13 protein-coding genes are annotated in these 17,837 nt (G+C 66.4%); 4 read left to right on the plus strand and 9 right to left on the minus strand.

The window, feature by feature from the left end; all coding sequences use genetic code 11:
• The first annotated feature begins 367 nt into the window (after positions 1-367).
• Positions 368-1,123: an SDR family oxidoreductase gene (locus tag P0086_RS18855; protein WP_275788326.1), complete on the plus strand. Its 756-nt coding sequence runs from the start codon at positions 368-370 to the stop codon at positions 1,121-1,123.
• Positions 1,124-1,198: 75 nt separating this feature from the next.
• On the opposite strand, the gene P0086_RS18860 is transcribed toward P0086_RS18855, so the two are convergent.
• The 4 genes from P0086_RS18860 to P0086_RS18875 all read right to left on the minus strand — a co-directional run bounded on the left by P0086_RS18860 (position 1,199) and on the right by P0086_RS18875 (position 6,235).
• Positions 1,199-1,423, minus strand: coding sequence for a hypothetical protein (locus P0086_RS18860; protein ID WP_275788329.1), 225 nt, complete (start codon positions 1,421-1,423; stop codon positions 1,199-1,201).
• A gap of 58 nt (positions 1,424-1,481) precedes the next feature.
• Positions 1,482-3,650, minus strand: coding sequence for an adenylate/guanylate cyclase domain-containing protein (locus tag P0086_RS18865; RefSeq protein ID WP_275788332.1), 2,169 nt, complete (start codon positions 3,648-3,650; stop codon positions 1,482-1,484).
• A gap of 237 nt (positions 3,651-3,887) precedes the next feature.
• Positions 3,888-4,463: a hypothetical protein gene (locus tag P0086_RS18870; RefSeq protein ID WP_112594298.1), complete on the minus strand. Its 576-nt coding sequence runs from the start codon at positions 4,461-4,463 to the stop codon at positions 3,888-3,890.
• A gap of 110 nt (positions 4,464-4,573) precedes the next feature.
• Positions 4,574-6,235 (minus strand): alpha/beta-hydrolase family protein, encoded by a 1,662-nt coding sequence (locus P0086_RS18875; protein WP_275788337.1) that lies wholly within the window; start codon positions 6,233-6,235, stop codon positions 4,574-4,576.
• Positions 6,236-6,701: 466 nt separating this feature from the next.
• Between P0086_RS18875 and P0086_RS18880 the strand changes: the two genes are divergently transcribed.
• Complete coding sequence (locus tag P0086_RS18880) at positions 6,702-7,808, plus strand: branched-chain amino acid ABC transporter substrate-binding protein (RefSeq protein ID WP_275788340.1); 1,107 nt, start codon at positions 6,702-6,704, stop codon at positions 7,806-7,808.
• A gap of 254 nt (positions 7,809-8,062) precedes the next feature.
• Positions 8,063-9,889, plus strand: coding sequence for a methyl-accepting chemotaxis protein (locus P0086_RS18885; protein ID WP_275788343.1), 1,827 nt, complete (start codon positions 8,063-8,065; stop codon positions 9,887-9,889).
• Between the two features lie 79 nt (positions 9,890-9,968).
• Here the strand turns inward: P0086_RS18885 and P0086_RS18890 are convergent, their stop codons facing one another.
• From P0086_RS18890 to rpoD, 5 genes are all read right to left on the minus strand, one after another.
• On the minus strand, positions 9,969-10,262 hold the full coding sequence (locus tag P0086_RS18890; protein WP_112594306.1) for a GYD domain-containing protein: 294 nt from the start codon (positions 10,260-10,262) through the stop codon (positions 9,969-9,971).
• Positions 10,263-10,384: 122 nt separating this feature from the next.
• Complete coding sequence (locus P0086_RS18895) at positions 10,385-11,515, minus strand: DUF930 domain-containing protein (RefSeq protein ID WP_275788346.1); 1,131 nt, start codon at positions 11,513-11,515, stop codon at positions 10,385-10,387.
• 116 nt (positions 11,516-11,631) lie between these two features.
• Positions 11,632-13,029 carry a family 16 glycosylhydrolase gene (locus tag P0086_RS18900; RefSeq protein WP_275788349.1) on the minus strand — a complete coding sequence of 466 codons (1,398 nt, stop codon included), beginning with the start codon at positions 13,027-13,029 and terminating at the stop codon, positions 11,632-11,634.
• A 216-nt stretch (positions 13,030-13,245) separates the two neighbouring features.
• Positions 13,246-14,679 carry a DUF1254 domain-containing protein gene (locus tag P0086_RS18905; RefSeq protein WP_275788351.1) on the minus strand — a complete coding sequence of 478 codons (1,434 nt, stop codon included), beginning with the start codon at positions 14,677-14,679 and terminating at the stop codon, positions 13,246-13,248.
• A gap of 259 nt (positions 14,680-14,938) precedes the next feature.
• Positions 14,939-16,987: an RNA polymerase sigma factor RpoD gene (rpoD, locus tag P0086_RS18910; RefSeq protein ID WP_112594312.1), complete on the minus strand. Its 2,049-nt coding sequence runs from the start codon at positions 16,985-16,987 to the stop codon at positions 14,939-14,941.
• A gap of 483 nt (positions 16,988-17,470) precedes the next feature.
• Here rpoD and P0086_RS18915 point away from each other — a divergent pair, with 483 nt between their 5' ends.
• Positions 17,471-17,827, plus strand: coding sequence for a hypothetical protein (locus P0086_RS18915; RefSeq protein ID WP_275788354.1), 357 nt, complete (start codon positions 17,471-17,473; stop codon positions 17,825-17,827).
• The last annotated feature ends 10 nt before the right edge of the window (positions 17,828-17,837 follow it).

Below are 17,837 nucleotides of genomic sequence, written 5' to 3' on the forward strand. Positions count from 1 at the left end.
GGTAACTCCAGTCTCCTCGATCTGCTCCGAATGGACAACCTGCTGAAAGCTCACACCTAGAGCGTGCTGTTGTGATTTGGAACCATTCTGCCGGAGCAGCTTTTCGGGTTGGTTGAAGCGAACCGACTGATGTGCCGGCCGGCTTGGCCGTATGCATTGGCTACGACGCGCGCCGGCCGGCACATCAGACGGCGCCGCTTGAACCAACAGAATTGTTTCCAAATCACAACAGCACGCTCTAGATGAGATTGAGCAGGGCCGCGCATCCCATTTTTGGAGGATCAGGCAAGGAACGTCGAGGTTCCGGCACGACGCTGCCGCCCCGCGCCGGCTATGTCTTGGTCATCCGAAAACAAGGAGATCCAGCATGACCAAGATCGCAATCGTCACCGGTGCCAGCCGCGGCCTCGGCCGAAACGCCGCCCTCAGCATCGCCCGCCGCGGCGGGGATGTCGTTGTCACCTACCAGAGCCGGGCCGAAGAGGCGCAGGCCGTCGTCGACGAGATCAGGGCCATGGGCCGCAGGGCGGCGGCACTGCAGCTCGACACCGGCGCAGTCGCAGGCTTTGCCGCCTTCGCCGGCCGCCTGCGGACCCTGCTCGGCGAGACCTGGCAGCGCAGGACCTTCGACCATCTCGTCAACAATGCCGGTCACGGGGACTACGCGCTGATCGAGCAGACGAGCGAGGCCCAGTTCGACCGGCTGGTCGACGTCCACTTCAAGGGCGTCCTCTTCCTCACCCAGGCGCTGCTGCCGCTGATCGAGGACGGCGGCCGCATCGTCAATCTCTCTTCCGGCCTGACGCGTGTCTCCGCGCCGGGATGGGGCGCCTATGCCGCCGTGAAGGGGGCGGTCGAGGTGCTGAGCGTCTACATGGCCAAGGAACTCGGCGCCCGCGGCATCGCGGTCAACACCGTGGCTCCGGGCGCGATCGAGACCGATTTCTTCGGCGGCGCCGTCCGCGACACGCCGGAGTTCAACAAGCTGTTTGCGGACATGACGGCGCTCGGCCGCGTCGGCCAGCCGGACGACATCGGCCCGATGATCGCAAGCCTCCTGTCCGAGGACAACCGCTGGATCAACGCCCAGCGGATCGAGGTCTCCGGCGGCCAGGGCATCTGACCGGACGGCGCACGGCAGATCGGAGGCGGTCGGGGTCCTGGCCCCGGCCGCCTTGCAGTCTCGGGCAAGCAGTCGTCATTTCACCTGGGCGGCCTTGCCCTTGGCCTTGGGCGCCGGCTCGACATGCTGCAGCGCCATCTCCTGGTCGCGTGCCAGCCGCAGGTCGGCGAACGCGCCCTGGATGGCGGCCAGCGCTTCCAGCGCGGCGGCGTCGTTTCCGATCTGTCGAACGACGCTCCGCCGCGCTTCGACCAGTCGAAGCACCGCGGCGTCGATATCATCCACGAATTGCGAAGTCATGAGTCGCCTCCCTCTATGCGTGCATCATCACACAAGGTTCGCCTGCAGGCAACAGAGGCTATTTCGCGGCGACGTCCGGCGGGTTCTCCAGCTCGCGCTGGAAATGCTCTCCACGGCGGGCCAGCCGGCGGTAGAACTCCGGCAGCGCCGCGTCGATCGCCGCAGCCTTCTGCCGGGCGGTGCGGACGAGATCGCGGGCCGTACCGGACCGGTTGCGCAGCGCCTCGACGACGCGCGCGTGGATCGCGGCCAGCTCGGCAAAGGCGCCGGACGCCGCCATCGGCTCGTCGCCGACCACCGCAAAGATCCGCGTGCGCGACCGCCGGCCGCGCAGTGACAGGGCGCCGGCCTCCAGGAGCGCCATGCCGGGCACGGTCGCAGCCGTGCTGTCCGAGATCAGAACGTCGTAGCTCACGTCCTTGCAGGCGGCTTCGATCCGGGCGGCGATGTTGACCGTGTCGCCCACGGCCGAATAGTTGAAATGCACCTCCGCCCCCATGTTGCCGACGCAGGCAAGCCCGGTGTGGATGCCGATGCCGATCGCGACCTTCTGCCCGCCGAAGCCGAACGCATCCTCCGCATTGAGCCGCGCCAGCGTCCCGCGCATCGCGAGCGCCGCCCGCACCGCCTTTGCGCCGTGATCGGCGACATCGACGGGCGCGTTCCAGAAGGCCATGATGGAATCGCCGATGAACTTGTCGAGCATGCCCTCGTGCGCGATGACGTCGCGGCTCAGCGCGTCGAGCAGCATGTTCAGAAAGGCCACCACCTCCTTGGGCGCACGGTGCTCGCTGATGGCGGTGAAATCGCGCACGTCGACGAACATCACCGTCAGCTGGCGCTCGTCGCCGCCGAGCTGCAGCGCGTCGCGGGTGTGCTCGATCCGATAGAGGAGCTCCGGCGACAGATACTTGCCGAACGCGCGGCGCACCTCCCGCCGCTCCCGGTCGATGACCAGGATGCGGAAGGCGGTGGCGGCAAAATGGGTGATCGTGCCGCAGACGATCGGCGCCAGCGGGTCGAGCAGCAGCCCGCCGTAGAGAAAGGCAATCCACGAGGCCGCGAGCGCCACAGCCGTCACCAGCAGGCCGAAGGCCAACGCGATGGCCGGGCTGAAGGCCATCGTCAGCTCCACGACCAGGATCCCCGCCAGCGCGATCGAAAGGATCTCCAGCCCGTCGGCCCAGTCGGGCCGCGACAGAAACCGGCCCGACAGCACCTGCTCGGCCGCCTGGGCATGGATCGAGACGCCCGGGACGTGCTGCCCGAGCGCCGTCGTGCGGATGTCCTGCAGGCCCGCGGCCGAGGTGCCGACGAAGACGATCGCGCCCTGCAGCGCGGCGCGCACCTCCTCCGGAGGGCCCCCATCGGCGAGCACCTTCGCCGCCGACACGTAGCGCTCGGCCCGGTCGGGCGTGACGTACAGCCACATCTCGCCCGCGGCCGTGACCGGGATGATGAACTCGCCGGCCTTGATCATCATGATCGTATCGGCCTTTCGCGGTGCGTCCGCCAGAATGTAGGTCGAGGCGCCCTGCGCCACCCGCAGCGCCTCCAGCACCAGGTTCGGGTAGAGCTGCTGGCCGTCGCTGAGGAGCAGCGGCATCGTGCGCACCACCGAGGACGGGTTGCCGGGATCGAGGCTGATGTGGCCGATGCCGGCGGCGCGCTGCTCGAACTCCGGCAGTAGCGGCGTCGCCGCCCGGATCTGCGGCGGCGCCCCGAACGGCGGCTCGCCGGTGAAGGCGAAGCCGGCCTTGACCTGCGGCAGGAAGGCGCCGTCGCTGGAGATGCCGAAGCCGAGCACGACCGGCCGGTCCTCGAAGGAACGCGCGAAGGTCGCGTCGTTGTCCGGCAGCCGGCCGAGGAGCTCCGGCGACACTCCCTCGACGTCGCGCACCACCGCGTGCGGCGACAGCCGGTCGGGCTCGGAAAACAGGATGTCGAAGGCGATCGCGGCCACCCCGATCGCGGAAAGCCGGTCGACCAGCCTGGCCAGCCGGTCCCGCGGCCATGGCCATTGTCCCAGCGCCTTCAGCGATGCCTCGTCGATGTCGACCACCCGGACGGGCACATCCTCGAACGGCCGCGGGGCGAGCCGCTGGTACTCGTCGAACACCGCTTCCCGTGCCAGCCGGAAGAACAGCGGATCGCCGGCCCGCAGCAGCGTCAGCGCTGTGACGATGACAAGCCCGACGATGACGCCGACCTGCTGCACGCGTGTCATGATGGCCTGCTCGCCCTCCCCTTGCCGGCATGCGACCGAGGCGTCCGACCGGGTCTGTCGGCGGGGGCATGCCGGTGCGGCGGGACGTCGCCGGCGTGTCGGTCGCCGATGCCGGTCAGCCCCCGGACGATGTCCGGATGGCCGACGCCGGGTGGCGCAAGCATACAATGGATTGCGCCGGTGGCCAGCGGGTCGCGGACGGCCCCGGGCAAAATGCGCCTTCGCCGGCGGTCCGCCTTACCAGGCGCTGCAGTTGCGCAGTTGCTTGGAGTAACGCGCAGCCATCTTCGAGGCGCGGTTCGCGCCCGCCTTGGCCGGCCCGCTCCAGTTGCCGCGGGCATAGCCTCCATGGCCCTCGTGGTAGGCGATGTAGAGACGGTAGGCGTCGTTGAGCGCGATGCCGTTCTTCAGGTGGCTCTGGTGGTGGTACCAGCCGATGAAGCGGATGGCGTCGCCGAAATCGTTGCGCTTCGCCATCCAGCGCCCGGTCTGCTTCTTGTAGCTCGCCCAGGTGCCGTCGAGCGCCTGCGAATAGCCGTAGGCCGAGGAGACACGCTTCCAGGGAATGAAGCCGAACAGCTTGCGGCGCGGCGGCTTGGCATTGTGGCGATAGCCGGATTCGGCATAGACCGTGGCCATCAGCACCGCGACGGGCACGCCGTATTCGCGCTCGACGCGGCGGGCGTCGCGCTCCCAGTTCTCGAACAGCCCGTCGCGCTGCTCGAAAACGGCACAGGCATTGTCGGTCTGGCGCGGAACGGTTCCGCAGGCAACAAGCATCATCGTGAGGACGACGACAAAAACGCAACGCATCGCTCGATCTCTCAATTTCCGAGAGATTGATAAATCGTAAAGCTTAAAGTTTGGTTTTTACGCGATTGCGAACTGTCCTGTGCACCTGCGAGCGGCCGCTCGCGATCGCCTCATGGCTGCGGCCGGTCCGCCCGGAATTTCTCCTTCAGCTTTCCGATCGCATCCGGGCTCCACTGCCCCTCCAGGCCGAGCACGGCGATCCAGGGATCGACATGATGCTCGCCGGCATAGACATGGCCGTAGCCCATCGGCGTCGTCGTCGCCATCGCCATGTCGAGCCCGAGCTGCAGGAAGGTCACGAACGGATACCAGCGCAGATCCTCCGAGACGTCCGGGCCGCGCGGACCGACCATCCAGGCCGGCGGCCGGCGATAGGCGCCCTCGTCGAAGAAGGTCACCGGGTCGCTGGCATACTGCAGGTAGACGATCCGCATCGGCCCCCAGGGCGCGGTCGCCTCGCCGAGCGCATCCTTCTGGCTGGTGAAGCGGACGTAGGAGCCGTCGCCGAACCGGGGCAGCCAGGCGGGCGTTCCCTCGTTGCGGCCGGCGGTGAAGCGGCGCCAGATCCGGCTTTCGAAGGGCGGGCCGACCCAGAGCGCGCCCTGGTAGGGATCGCCGATCACCTCGAACAGCTCCGTCGATTGCTCCGAGCTCAGCGCTCCGAGGCTGAGACCGTAAAGATAGAGCTTCGGCCGGGCGTCCCGCGGCAGCTTCGTCCAGTGGCCGTAGACTTCGCGGAACAGCGCGCGCGCGGCATCGGAGCCGTAGCTCGGCTCCACCAGCAGCGACAGCCAGCTCGACAGGTAGGAATACTGGATCGCCACCGACGCGACGTCGCCGTCGGTCAGGTATTCGAGCGGCCCCATCGCCTCCGGGTCGATCCACCCCGTCCCCGTCGGAACGATGACGACGAGGTACTTGCGCGAGAACCCGTCCGTGCGGATCAGCTCCTGCAGGGCGAGCCGCGCCCGTTCGTCCGCATCCTCCCCCGAACTCAGGCCGGCATAGACCCGCACCGGCTCCTTCGCCGGCCGGCCGGTCAGGGCCGAAATCTCCTCCGGGCGCATGCCGGAGGCGACGAACTCGCGCCCGCGCCGGCCGAGATCGGCCCACGAGACCAGCGACGCGGCGCTGCCGGTCCTCTGCGGATCGCTCGGCTGCGGCGTGTCCGGCTCCATCAGTTCGTCCAGCGCGCGCAGCGACGAATCCGCCGCATGCAGCGCCGAGCGGAAGAGCACGCCCTCCACCGCGGTCCAGAAGACCACCAGCGCGATCAGCCCGCCGACGAGGCTCGCGACGCGCCTCGGGGCGACACGCAGCAGGGCCCGCGAGATCAGCCGCCAGGCGAGCATGAACAGCCGGGCGACGACGATTGCGACGATGAACGTGGCAAGCGCGATCAGCCCGACCTTGAAGGGATGGCCGGTCTCCACCGGCGGCAGCTCCATCAGCGTGCGGATGGAATTCTGCCATTCGGCGGCCCGCCACAGGAACATCAGGACGACGACGATACAGGCGGCCGCGGCGGCAAGCTTCACGCCGCGCCAGAAGCGGCCGGCCGGCATCGGCAGCTCGAGATAGGCCCAGACGAGGGCGAAGAGACTGCCGATCCCGTAGCCGAGCGCGAAGCAGACCCCCGACAGGACGCCCTGCGTCAGGAAGGTGCGCGGCAGCAGGCTCGGCGTCAGCGAGCCTGCGAAGAACAGCGCCCCCAGCAGCAGGCCGAGAACCGAGAGCGACGCCCAGAACCTGAAAAACATCCGATGCGACATGAACCATCCCCCATTGTCGCCAGGTCAGGGCAGATTGGCATGCCCGGTGTTACGAGGCAATGCACGGTTGCGCGTCTCTCCTTGCCGCCGGAGCAGGCTTCAAACTGCTTGAACTGGATGAATCACTTTCGCCGCCATTGCCGCTATCGTGATGAAATCAAAGACTGATCCGGAAAATCAGGTGCCACGCCTCGCAGGCCGTCGCCCGGTCAGGGGCGGAAAAGCGCTCGATCCGCGCAGCCGATGTAAGGGACGTCGCCGCCATCCGCGGCGATGGTGTATAATCGGCTTGCCGCTGCGTATTTTTGTTGCGCGAGGCAGGCGCATTTCCTACTTAACATGCTCAATTAATCGCCATTTCGATCAAAAATATCGCAAATGGAGTTGAGCCTTCCCTGCAGCCTTGCCGCACCGGCAGGCGACAGGGCCACCGGGATCCGTTTGATCCAGCCAAGGGAGATGAACCATGAAACTCAAGAAGTTCGCCGGCGCCACGCTTGCAGCGACGCTCCTCCTGTCCAGCGCGGCCTATGCCGACATCACCATCGGCCTGATGGCGCCGCTCACCGGCCCGGTCGCCGCCTATGGCGACCAGGTGAAGAAGGGCGCCGAAGCGGCCGTCGCCGAGATCAACAAGAACGGCGGCATCCTCGGCGAAAACGTCGTGCTGAAGCTCGCAGACGACGCCGGTGAGCCGAAGCAGGGCGTCTCCGCGGCCAACCAGCTGGTCGGCGAAGGCATCCGCTTCGTGGTCGGCCCGGTCACCTCGGGCGTCGCGATCCCGGCCTCCGACGTCTTTGCCGAGAACGGCGTGCTGATGGTGACGCCGACCGCGACCGCCCCCGACCTCACCGCGCGCGGCCTGCCGAACGTGCTGCGCACCTGCGGCCGCGACGACCAGCAGGCATCGGTCGCAGCCGAGTTCGTGCTCGCCAATCTCAAGGACAAGAAGATCGCCATCGTCCATGACAAGGCGGCCTACGGCAAGGGCCTGGCCGACGCCTTCAAGGCGGGCCTGAACGCCGGCGGCGTCAACGAGGTGCTCTACGAGAGCGTGACCCCGGGCGAGAAGGACTTCAGCGCCCTCGTCACCCGCCTCAAGGCGGAAGGCGCCGAGATCATCTACTTCGGCGGCTACCACCCGGAGGCCGGCCTGCTCGCGCGGCAGCTGCACGACATGTCGGTGAACGCCACGATCATCGGCGGCGACGGGCTTTCCAACAGCGAGCTCTGGGCCATCGGCAACGAGGCCGTCGCCGGCACGATCTTCACCAACGCGATCGACGCCCTGAAGAGCCCGGATTCGGCCAAGGCGGTCGAGGTGCTGAAGGCCGCCGGCATCCCGCCCGAGGCCTTCACGCTCAATGCCTATGCCGCCGTCGAAGTGCTGAAGGCCGGCATCGAGAAGGCCGGAAGCGCCGACGACGCCACGGCGGTTGCCACGGCACTGAAGTCCGGCGAGCCCGTGCAGACGGCGATCGGCAAGCTGACCTACGGCGAAACCGGCGACCTGACCTCGCCGAGCTTCTCGCTGTTCAAGTGGGAAGGCGGCAAGATCGTCCCGGCCATGTAAGCCGCCCATCGTGAAAATGCCGGTGCCGGCTCCCCGGCGCCGGCCCCTTCCCGGCCGTGAGGTGTGTCGATTTGCCCCGCCGGAACGCCCCTCCCCCGAAGACGGATACAACCAGCCTTAGCGCTTGGTTAAGCTCTGGCCGCTAGGTTTACCGGCGGACAACCTTCGGAGCATGAGGCGCCGATCTCCCCCACATTTTCTCGGTTCTGGCAGCGGTTCCATGACGGCCCGCTCCGCGATTTCGGCGTCCTCAGATGAAGAATCTTCGAATACCCACCCAGCTCTTCCTGCTGATCGGCGTGCTGATGCTCGCCTTCTCCGTCGCCACCTTCCTGCAGCTGCGCTCGACCACGCAGATGATCTACCAGCAGCGCTACGAGATGCTGCGCACCGAGGTCGAGACGGCGCTTTCCCTGTTCAAGACCTATCACGACAAGGAACTCGCAGGCGAACTGACCCGGGAGGAAGCGCAGAAGCAGGCCTTCGCCGCCGTCAGCGCGCTGGCCTTTGCGCCGGACGGCTACTTCTTCGCCTATGACGAAAACGTCACGATGGTGCTGCATCCGGATCCGAAGCGGGTCGGGCAGAACTTCAAGGGCAAGCCCGACAGCCATGGCCACGACTACCGCGACGACCTGCTGAAGCTCGCCCAGGCCGGCGGCGGCCGGACCGACTTCTACGGGCCGAAGCCCGGCGAGGAAGGCGACAGCTTCCGCAAGACGGCCTATGCGCAGGAATTCAAGCCCTGGAAGGTCGCCGTCGCCACCGGCCTGTACATGGACGACCTGGACGCCGAGGTCTACTACACCATCGCCAAGGCGCTCGCGATCGGCATGGTCGGCACGCTCATCGCCCTCATCCTCGCCTATGTCGTCGTCCGCGGCATCTCCCGTCCGCTGACCGCCATCCACGGCGCGCTCGAGGCCGTCGCCGACGAGGACGTCGCCATCGCAATCCCGCACACGGACCTGAACAACGAGATCGGCCTGATGGCCAAGGCCACCCGGTCGCTGCAGGAAAAGGTCCGCGAACGCCATGCGATGGCCCAGCGCCAGGAGCAGCAGCAGCGCGAACTGGAGAGCGAACGCCAGCACCATGCCTCCGAGCAGCAGGCCGAGGCGCGCCAGCAGGCCCATGTCGTCTCCACCATCGGTGCCGCGCTGGAGCGGCTGGCCGAAGGCGACCTCACCGTCCGCTGCGGCGATCTCGGCCCGCACTACGCCGGCCTGCGGGAAAACTTCAACGAGGCGCTGGCCCGTCTCGAGCAGGCGGTCGGCCGCGTCAGCCTCAAGGGCATCGACATCGGCGTCAGCAAGGACGAGATCCGGCGCGCCTCCAACGAACTGGCAAAGCGCACCGAGCGCCAGGCCGCCAACCTGGAGGAAACCTCCGCCGCCCTGGATGAGCTGACGGTCGCCGTGCGCCAGACCGCCGAGGGCGCCCGCGAGGCCGCAAGCCGGGTCGGCGCGGTCAGTGCCGAGGCGCAGGAGAGCGACGCCGTCGTCGCCCGCGCCATCGAGGCGATGAGCGGCATCGAGCAGTCCTCCGCCGAAATCTCCAAGATCATCGGCATGATCGACGACATCGCCTTCCAGACGAACCTCCTGGCGCTGAACGCCGGCGTCGAGGCCGCCCGTGCCGGCGAAAGCGGCAAGGGCTTTGCCGTCGTCGCCCAGGAAGTGCGCGAGCTCGCCCAGCGCTCGGCCGCGGCCGCCAAGGAGATCAAGGACCAGATCGCCCGCTCCTCGACCCAGGTCGATCAGGGTGTGCAGCTCGTCGGCCAGGCCGGCGAGGCGCTGAAGCGCATCTCGCAGCAGATCGGCGGCGCGAACGAGATCGTCTCGAAGATCTCCCACAGCGCCCAGGAGCAGGACACGACGCTGCGCTCGATCTCGTCCTCGCTCAACCAGCTCGACGCCGCCACCCAGCAGAACGCCGCCATGGCGGAGCAGACGACCGCCTCTGCCGAAGTGCTCGCCAACGACACCGGCGATCTTCTGCAACTGATTGGCGGCTTCAAGACCGCCGGATCGCAGCCACAGAGCCAAGCGCAGCCGGCCCCGCTGCGCAGAGCGAGCTGACCGCCGCGACCACGGTGACGCGACAGGGCCGCCGGCATCCTCCGGCGGCCTTTGCGTATTCAGGCCACGTTGTTCCTGGTCATCCGAGCGTGGCGATCAGTTCCCGGTACGCCTTTTCGGGGAAGGCCTTGAGCGTCTTGGTGCGGACATTGCCGGCCTGGCCGAGCGTCAGGCAGAAGCGGGCGATGACGGCGTCGTCCGGCGCCTCGCAGACGGCGACCATGTCGTGTTCGCCCATCGTCAGATAGAAATCCTTGAACGAGCCCCCCATGTCGCCAAGCACCTTCTTGGCGGTGTCGAGCCGCTTCGGCGATTCCCGCACGTTCTTCACGCCCTGCTCTGTCCAGTTGATAAGCATGATGTACATGGTCATGGCAGACCTCCCCTGCGCGCGTCGGCGACGCGGCAAACCTGCCCTCAGCCCATCCAGATTATACGCCTGCGCCGAAGCCCCAACAAGGAATACGGGCGTGCCCCGCCCCGTCCCGCGGCGCCTCAAAGCGACGGAAAGCCCCGGCTCCGCCACTCGCTCCGCGGGACCTCCGAACCGATGTCGAAGGCGAAGGAGACGACGCGCTTGGCCTCCGGGTCGACTTCGCAGCGGAAGCTCAGATTGTACCAGCGCGTGTTGGCGCGAAACGCCGCGCGGCGGATGTCGAGCACGGTACCCTGCTGCAGCCGGTAGGAGGGCAGGAGCTCGGGATTGTAGGACGGCGAGCCGTTCCTCAGTTGCGCCAGAAGCTCGGTGCTGCACAATTGCTCGATGCGCGCACTGCGCGGCAGGTCGCCCATCGCCGTCCGCGCGATCGTGTCGCCGGTATCGTTGTCGGAATAGATGCGGCTGGCCTCGGTCAGCGGCTTCGGCGCCGCCTCCTCCTGCGTCGCGGCCGTTTCACTGTCGGCGGTCGCCGCCTCGTCCTTGGGTGCGGCTGCCTCCTCGCCGTCCGACGCCTCGCCCTCCGCAAGCGCCGTCGGGGCGCCGGCCTCCGCGTCGGTCTCCGGCGGGGCCTCTTCCATCGGATCGGGTGTGGCGGACGCGTCGGCGGGCTCGCCCTGCTCGGCGGCCGCCGCGGTCTCGGGCTCCGCCGCCTCGCCTTCGGCCGGCTGTTGCGGATCGACCCCGCCACGCCTCAGTTCGTCCACGTCGACCTTGGGCCCGGTGGTCTCCTCGCCGAACTCCAGCACCGGGCGCAACACGGGCAGCGGTCCACGGTCGGGCAGCCCCGCGTCGGCCTGTTGCTGATCCTGCTGCGGCTCGCCCGGCGGCGGTTCCGGCTGCTCCTCAGCCTGCTGCTCTTCCTCTGCCGGTGGCGGTGGCGGCGGAGGTGGCGGCTCAGCGGCCTGCGCCTCGGCAGGCTGCTGCTCTTCCGGCGGCGGGGGCGGGGGTGGCGGCGGTTCTTCCTCCGGCGGTGGCGGCTCCGCCTCGGCCTGTTCCTCCGGCTGCGGCGTCTCTTCCGGCGGGGGGACGAGCTCGACGGTGACGCTGTCCTCCTCCTCGGGCGCCTGCGGCTCGGCTGCCGGCAGGTGGAGGAGGAGCGCGACCGCCACGGCCGCATGCAGCAGCACCGAGACGATGGCGCCCCAGCTCCGCTCCTTCACCCGCTTCTGTTCGTCCTGCCTTGCCACCTGGAACTTCAGCCTTCACTGCGGCCACCGGTCCGGAGATACCCGAACCGGCGGCGCACCCTAACCACACCCGGTCAGTTTGGCTGTCCCTGACGCGATTTCAAGGCAAGGCGATGTCACAGGCTCCAGTCTTCATCAAGCGAATAGGCCCGCACATAGTCGATTTTCATCTGCGCCCCGTCGTCCAAGTCGCTGGACGGCGTGCCCGCGGTGCCGCCCACGGCGAGGTTGAGCACCATGTACATCGGATCGTGCATGTCGTCCGGCGTCTCCGCGCGGGCGATCTCGACGCCGTCGAAGGTCCAGACGAGTTCGTCCTCCGTCCACAGGAGACCGTAGTTGTGGAAGCCGTCGGTGCTCGGCACCGAGGTCGCCGTGCTCTCGGTGGTGCGCGAGCCGGTCTCCATCGAATGGACGGTCGTGTGGATCGTGTTCGGATCCTGCCCGCGCATCTCGACCACGTCCAGTTCCGGCGGCCAGGCGCCGTCCTCCGGCAAGAGCCAGAAGGCCGGCCAGGCGCCGCGGTCGTCCGGCATGTCGGCGCGGACCTCGAAATAGCCGTAGGTCTGCGCGAACGAGGCGTGCGTCGTCAGGATGCCGGAAGTGTAGTCATAGCCGGAGACGGCGCCTTTCATGTCCTCCGGCGTCCGCTCGGCGGAGATCGTCAGGACGCCGTTCTGCACGGAAAAGGGATTGAGCGACTTGGTCGGCCCGTAGGCCGGGTTGACGTACCATTGCAGTTCGCCGTTGGTGTGCAGCGTCCCGCCGCTCTCCGGCGCCCAGGGGAACTTTCCCTCCCATATCCCGCTCGTGCCGTTGTGAAGCCAGAGCGAGTTGAAGTTGTCGAAGAAGCTCTGGGTCATGTTCGACTTGTCGATCGCAAGCTCGAACTGGTCGGCGCCCAGCTCGGCCGCGGTCGTGTTGGCGAGCACGAGTTTTTCGCCGCCGCCGAGGTCGAGATGCAGGTTATCGCCCTTCTGCGTCAGGCGCGACTGGACCTGCGCGAACGAGGTGATCCCGTAGCCTTTCAGCCGGATCGTGTCGTCGGCGCCGAAATCCGCGATCAGCTCGCTGCCGGTGCCCTTCTCCAGGAGAAAGATGTCCGCGCCGCCGCCGCCGATCAGCACGTCGTTGCCGCGCCCGCCATGGAGCGTCTGCGAGCCGGTGCCGCCGGTGATGATGTTGTCGGCCGAATTGCCGAAGCCATAGCGCCCGTCGCCGGTGACCTCCAGGTTCTCGAAATTCGTCGGGAGCGTGTAGCTCATCCAGGTGGAGATGGTGTCCGTCCCCTCGCCCGCCATCTCCGAGGCGACGTTCCGCGTAGAATAGAGATAGTAGACATCGTCGCCGGTGCCGCCGGCCATCGTCACCGTCGCGCCCGAGCTTCCCCAGAGGGAATCTTTGCCGGCCGTGCCGTTCAGGACCGGCCCCGAGCCGACCGCGGAAAACCAGGCGGTCGAGGCGCCGCTGTAGTAGAGCGGCTTGCCGAGGGCGTTGAGGATGCTTGAACTCATCGGGCTTCTCCGTTTGATGGCGGCCCCGCCCCCGGCGACGGCAAAGGGGCGTGGAGACGCGGGCCCGTCTGCTGCATCGCAACAAATGTACGTTAACGTACAGAAATGGAGAAGGCAACCGGCGGCGGTGACGAAGCCGACAGGGGCTCGTCACGGCTGCGGCCCGTCAGGGCCGCACGGTCGGTTGCGCGAGGCGGTCCGAAGAGGCCTGCGCGGTCAGGCCTCGCGCACCGCAGGGATGACCCAGGAGCCGTCGAGGATCGACGGCGGGCTGTCGTCCGGCCAGTAAAGCCGCATCATCAGGATGAACTTTCCAGCCGGCGCCGGCAGCCAGTTGGACTCCTTCTCGGCCCCCGGGGACTGGTGCTGGATGTAGATCTCGGTGGAGCCGTCCGGCATGGTCTTCAGGTCCTGCCGCGCACTGATCGAGTAGCGGTTGATCGGGTTTTCGACGAAGAAATACTTGTCGTTGTACATGGTGATCGACCAGAAGCCGCGGACCGGCGGCAGCTGGCCCTTGGGGAAGGTCAGCACATACTTGTTCGCCCCGTCATAGGCGCGGCCGAACAGGCCCTCCTTCCGCTTCGTCGAGGTCGGATAGATGGCATCCTGCGGCCGGTTGGCGCCGAGCCCGATCGCCGTGATCAGCGCCCGCTGCAGGTACTCCGTGCCGTAGACGCCCGTCTTCGTGGTGAAGCCCCAGCCGTTGATGTCCTTCACGTCGCCGTCCGAGAATTTGAAGTGCAGCATGATGCGGCCGAAGGCGATCTCGGGGATATGCCGCACGAAACGCGTATCGAGCTTGCTCTTGTCGAAATCCTTGCCCGGCACGATGCCGATCCGGGCCATCTTTTCCACCATCTCCGCATCCGCGGCCGTCGGCGGATTGGTCTTCATCAGCTCGCTCAGAAGCGTGAAGTACTCCACCGCATCCATGCGGTTGACCTGGTCGCGCACGGCGGTCTTCATGTCGATGCCGGGATCGACCTTGCCGGCCGGCGGCGTATAGGGCTTGCCGTAGGCGCTGAGGGGGCAGAGCGTGCATTCGTCCTGGATGGCATGCACGGCCTTGTAGTCCTCCGGCGTGCCCGTGCAGTAGATCCGCCCGAGGATCCAGACGAGGCTGGTCGCCGACTTGTATTCGACGACGCCGTCGGGAAGCTGGCCCTCCCATCCCGGACCGGTGATGGCGAAGGTGTGCCCCTCCTGCCCGGTCGTGCGCGATCCCGGCACCTGGAACACCGTCGTCCAGCCGTCCAGCATCGGAAACAGGAAGTAGCGATCCTTCATCGCCGGATAGGAGAACACCCACGGCTCCTTGCCGACGTCGACGAAGGCGGTCGTATAGAGCGTATCGGCATTCGGCGCGGTGACGTCGGTGAACGAGGCGTTCGGATATTCGCGCAGCTTGATGATATGCCCCATCGGCCCCTTGCTGCCCTCCGGGCTTGCGACGTTCGTCACCACCCGCCGCGTCATTTCCATGGTCACGAGCGGGTAGCCGTAGACATAGGCCTCGACGGCCGTCCAGAAGTCGCTCTCCCCCTCGAAGGGATCGACGATCGGCAGGTCGAAGGCGCGGGCTGGCAAGGCGCTTGCGGCAAGCAGGCCCATTCCGCTGAGCGAGACGGCACGGCGCGAAATCTTCATGAAAACCTCCCAAAGAAAGTCGTGACGCCGTGCGACTTCGGCCCGCCACGATCAGAGCGTGCATTCCCCAATGCCCGCGGCCATCCTACCATGGACGACGGCGTGGCGAAGACGGCGCAGCATGGCCATCCGGCGTAGAGGGTCTACATCCTCTGGTGTAGGCGGTGGCGTTCGGTTGCAGAGGTGCGGGGTGGGAACCCAAAAAGAAAGGCCGGACACCTGGTCCGGCCTTCTCTCATGTTTTCGGGCACCTGCCCGGTCAGCTGTCCAGGAAGCTCCTGAGCTTCCGCGACCGGCTCGGATGCTTCAGCTTCCTGAGCGCCTTCGCCTCGATCTGGCGGATACGTTCGCGGGTGACCGAGAACTGCTGGCCGACTTCTTCCAGCGTATGGTCCGTGTTCATGCCGATGCCGAAGCGCATGCGCAGGACGCGTTCCTCGCGCGGCGTCAGCGAGGCGAGCACCCGGGTCGTCGTCTCGCGCAGGTTCGCCTGGATGGCGGCGTCGATCGGCAGAAGCGCATTCTTGTCCTCGATGAAATCACCGAGATGCGAATCCTCCTCGTCACCCACCGGGGTTTCGAGCGAGATCGGCTCCTTGGCGATCTTCAGGACCTTGCGCACCTTTTCGAGCGGCATGGCGAGCTTTTCGGCCAGTTCTTCCGGCGTCGGCTCGCGGCCGATCTCGTGCAGCATCTGGCGCGAGGTGCGGACGATCTTGTTGATCGTCTCGATCATGTGCACCGGGATGCGGATCGTGCGGGCCTGGTCGGCGATCGAGCGGGTGATCGCCTGCCGGATCCACCAGGTCGCATAGGTCGAGAACTTGTAGCCGCGGCGATACTCGAACTTGTCGACCGCCTTCATCAGGCCGATGTTGCCTTCCTGGATCAGGTCGAGGAACTGCAGGCCGCGGTTGGTGTACTTCTTGGCGATCGAGATGACGAGGCGAAGGTTCGCTTCCACCATCTCCTTCTTGGCGATGCGCGCCTCGCGCTCGCCCTTCTGCACCATCGAGACGATCCGCCGGAACTCGGCGATCGAGATGCCGGTCTCCGTGGCGAGGTTCTGGATCTCCTGGCGGATGTCGCGGATCGTCGCGTTCTCGGCCTTGGCGAATTCCTTCCAGCCTTTGGCGGCAAGGTTGCCGATCGACTTCATCCAGTTCGGGTCGAGCTCGGCCCCGGAATACTGCTCCAGGAACGAATCGCGCTTGACGCCGTAGCTCTCGGCGAGCCGCAGCAGCCGCCCCTCGTTCTGCATCAGCCGCTTGGAGATGTCGTAGAGCTGCTCCACCAGGCTGTCGACGCGGTTCTGGTTGAGCGACAGCGACTTCACCGCGGTGATCAGCTCGTCCTTCAGCTCCTTGTAGCGGCGCTCCTGGGCGGGCGACAGCGTGCCGGTCGCCTGCAGGCGGGCTTCCACCTGCTGGTCCTGCAGCTTGCGCAGCTTCTTGTAGGTCTCGGCGATCGTGTCGAGCGTCTCCATGACCTGCGGACGCAGCTCCGCCTCCATGGCGGCGAGCGAGAGGTTGGACTCGTCGTCGTCCTCTTCCTCTTCCTCGGGCGGAGGCATGTCGCCGCCGACATTGGTGATGTCGTCGTCGTTGGCGGGCGTACGCGCCTTCTTCGCCTTTTCCTTCTCCTCGGCCGCCTTGCGGTCGGCCTCGATCTTTTCCGGGCTCTGGAACTGCGGGGCCGCCTTCGCCTCGGGACCCGAATAGGTCGTCTCGAGGTCGATGATCTCGCGCAGCAGCGTCTGGCCTTCGTTCAACTCGTCGCGCCAGATGATGATCGCCTGGAACGTCAGCGGGCTCTCACAGAGGCCCGCGATCATCGTCTCGCGGCCGGCCTCGATGCGCTTGGCGATCGCGATTTCGCCCTCGCGCGACAGAAGCTCCACCGAGCCCATCTCGCGCAGGTACATGCGGACCGGATCGTCGGTGCGATCGGTCGGCTCCTTCTTCTTGGCGGTCGCAAGCGCGGTGCCACCGGAAGAGGTCAGCTCGCCGCCCTCGCTCTCGCTGTCGTCGTCGCCGTCGTCGTCGCTCTGGGCTTCCTCGGCTTCCTCGTCCTCGATGACGTTGATGCCCATGTCGGAGAGCATGGACATGGTGTCCTCGATCTGCTCGGAGGTCACTTCCTCCGAGGGCAGCACCGAATTCAGCTCGTCCATCGTGACATAGCCGCGCTTCTTGGCGGCCTTGATCATCTTCTTGACGGCGTCGTCGGAAAGATCCAGAAGCGGGCCGTCCGGTGCACCTTCGCGTTCGGTTTCGGCTTCTTCGTTCTCTTTGACCTTTGTTGCCATTTAGTCTTCGCTTTCCTGGGGTATCCAGTTTCAGTGCCGCCGGGATCCATGCGAGCGCCCGCTTCACGCCCCGGCGCCGTGCCAACCCGTTTCACTGACCTAACGGAATGAAACTTAAATCCTGATTAACCACGCCTCGCCTCCGGAGGCCGTGGACATGCTGCCGCGGCAACATGATTGACATGACTTCCCGGTCCGCCGTACCCATCTCGCCTTTTGCCAGAAATGGTGATTCCCAGATTTTTCGGCTCCGTCAAGCTTTTCCGCCAAAAAACCCGGAAAACCCTTTGATTCGGGTCTTCAAGGCCTGGGGCGCCGGTTGCGGGTGTTGGCCAAGATGTAGGAGCAGTCGCGGAAAAGACAAGGGGGGCGTGTCTTGGGGAGACAATCGATTCGCGGCACCTACTTAAAATTGCACACGGTCGGTTTTCGAACAACCGTCAAGATGCGATAGTCGAAGGCGGCGGTTGAAGGAGAACCGGAATGGGGCAGCGATCAGTGGATTTCCTCATCTCTAGGCTGCGGTCAAATCCAGAGTACACCGAGCAACTCAAGGAGGATCCCATTCCCACATTGGAAAAGCTTGCGCGAGAAATCAAACAAGCGAACCCGCCCCTTCCCGCGAGCCATGACAAATTCACCTACAGACTCGCTGTCAGCGCGCTTGCAATCGTAGTGCTCGTGGTGGTCGGATGCGTATCGATGGTGTTCGTCTCTTCCATGTTGTACGACAAGCCTGTACTTGCCAGCTTAACGTTCCCTGACATTCTGGTCGCAATAGGTTCCACCGCTCTGGGCGCACTCGCGAGCCTTCTGACGCCCTTCGGACCGCATCAGTAAGGATGAATGC

The sequence above is a fragment of the Mycoplana sp. MJR14 genome (genome assembly GCF_029210525.1).
In the GTDB taxonomy this organism is placed as follows: domain Bacteria; phylum Pseudomonadota; class Alphaproteobacteria; order Rhizobiales; family Rhizobiaceae; genus Mycoplana.

Coding starts and splice junctions, on each gene's coding strand:
- P0086_RS18900 (WP_275788349.1), bottom strand. CDS start 13,029: ATGAGTTCAAGCATCCTCAACGCCCTCGGCAAGCCGCTCTACTACAGC.
- P0086_RS18855 (WP_275788326.1), top strand. CDS start 368: ATGACCAAGATCGCAATCGTCACCGGTGCCAGCCGCGGCCTCGGCCGA.
- P0086_RS18885 (WP_275788343.1), top strand. CDS start 8,063: ATGAAGAATCTTCGAATACCCACCCAGCTCTTCCTGCTGATCGGCGTG.
- P0086_RS18890 (WP_112594306.1), bottom strand. CDS start 10,262: ATGACCATGTACATCATGCTTATCAACTGGACAGAGCAGGGCGTGAAG.
- rpoD (WP_112594312.1), bottom strand. CDS start 16,987: ATGGCAACAAAGGTCAAAGAGAACGAAGAAGCCGAAACCGAACGCGAA.
- P0086_RS18860 (WP_275788329.1), bottom strand. CDS start 1,423: ATGACTTCGCAATTCGTGGATGATATCGACGCCGCGGTGCTTCGACTG.
- P0086_RS18915 (WP_275788354.1), top strand. CDS start 17,471: ATGGGGCAGCGATCAGTGGATTTCCTCATCTCTAGGCTGCGGTCAAAT.
- P0086_RS18865 (WP_275788332.1), bottom strand. CDS start 3,650: ATGACACGCGTGCAGCAGGTCGGCGTCATCGTCGGGCTTGTCATCGTC.
- P0086_RS18905 (WP_275788351.1), bottom strand. CDS start 14,679: ATGAAGATTTCGCGCCGTGCCGTCTCGCTCAGCGGAATGGGCCTGCTT.
- P0086_RS18870 (WP_112594298.1), bottom strand. CDS start 4,463: ATGCGTTGCGTTTTTGTCGTCGTCCTCACGATGATGCTTGTTGCCTGC.
- P0086_RS18880 (WP_275788340.1), top strand. CDS start 6,702: ATGAAACTCAAGAAGTTCGCCGGCGCCACGCTTGCAGCGACGCTCCTC.
- P0086_RS18875 (WP_275788337.1), bottom strand. CDS start 6,235: ATGTCGCATCGGATGTTTTTCAGGTTCTGGGCGTCGCTCTCGGTTCTC.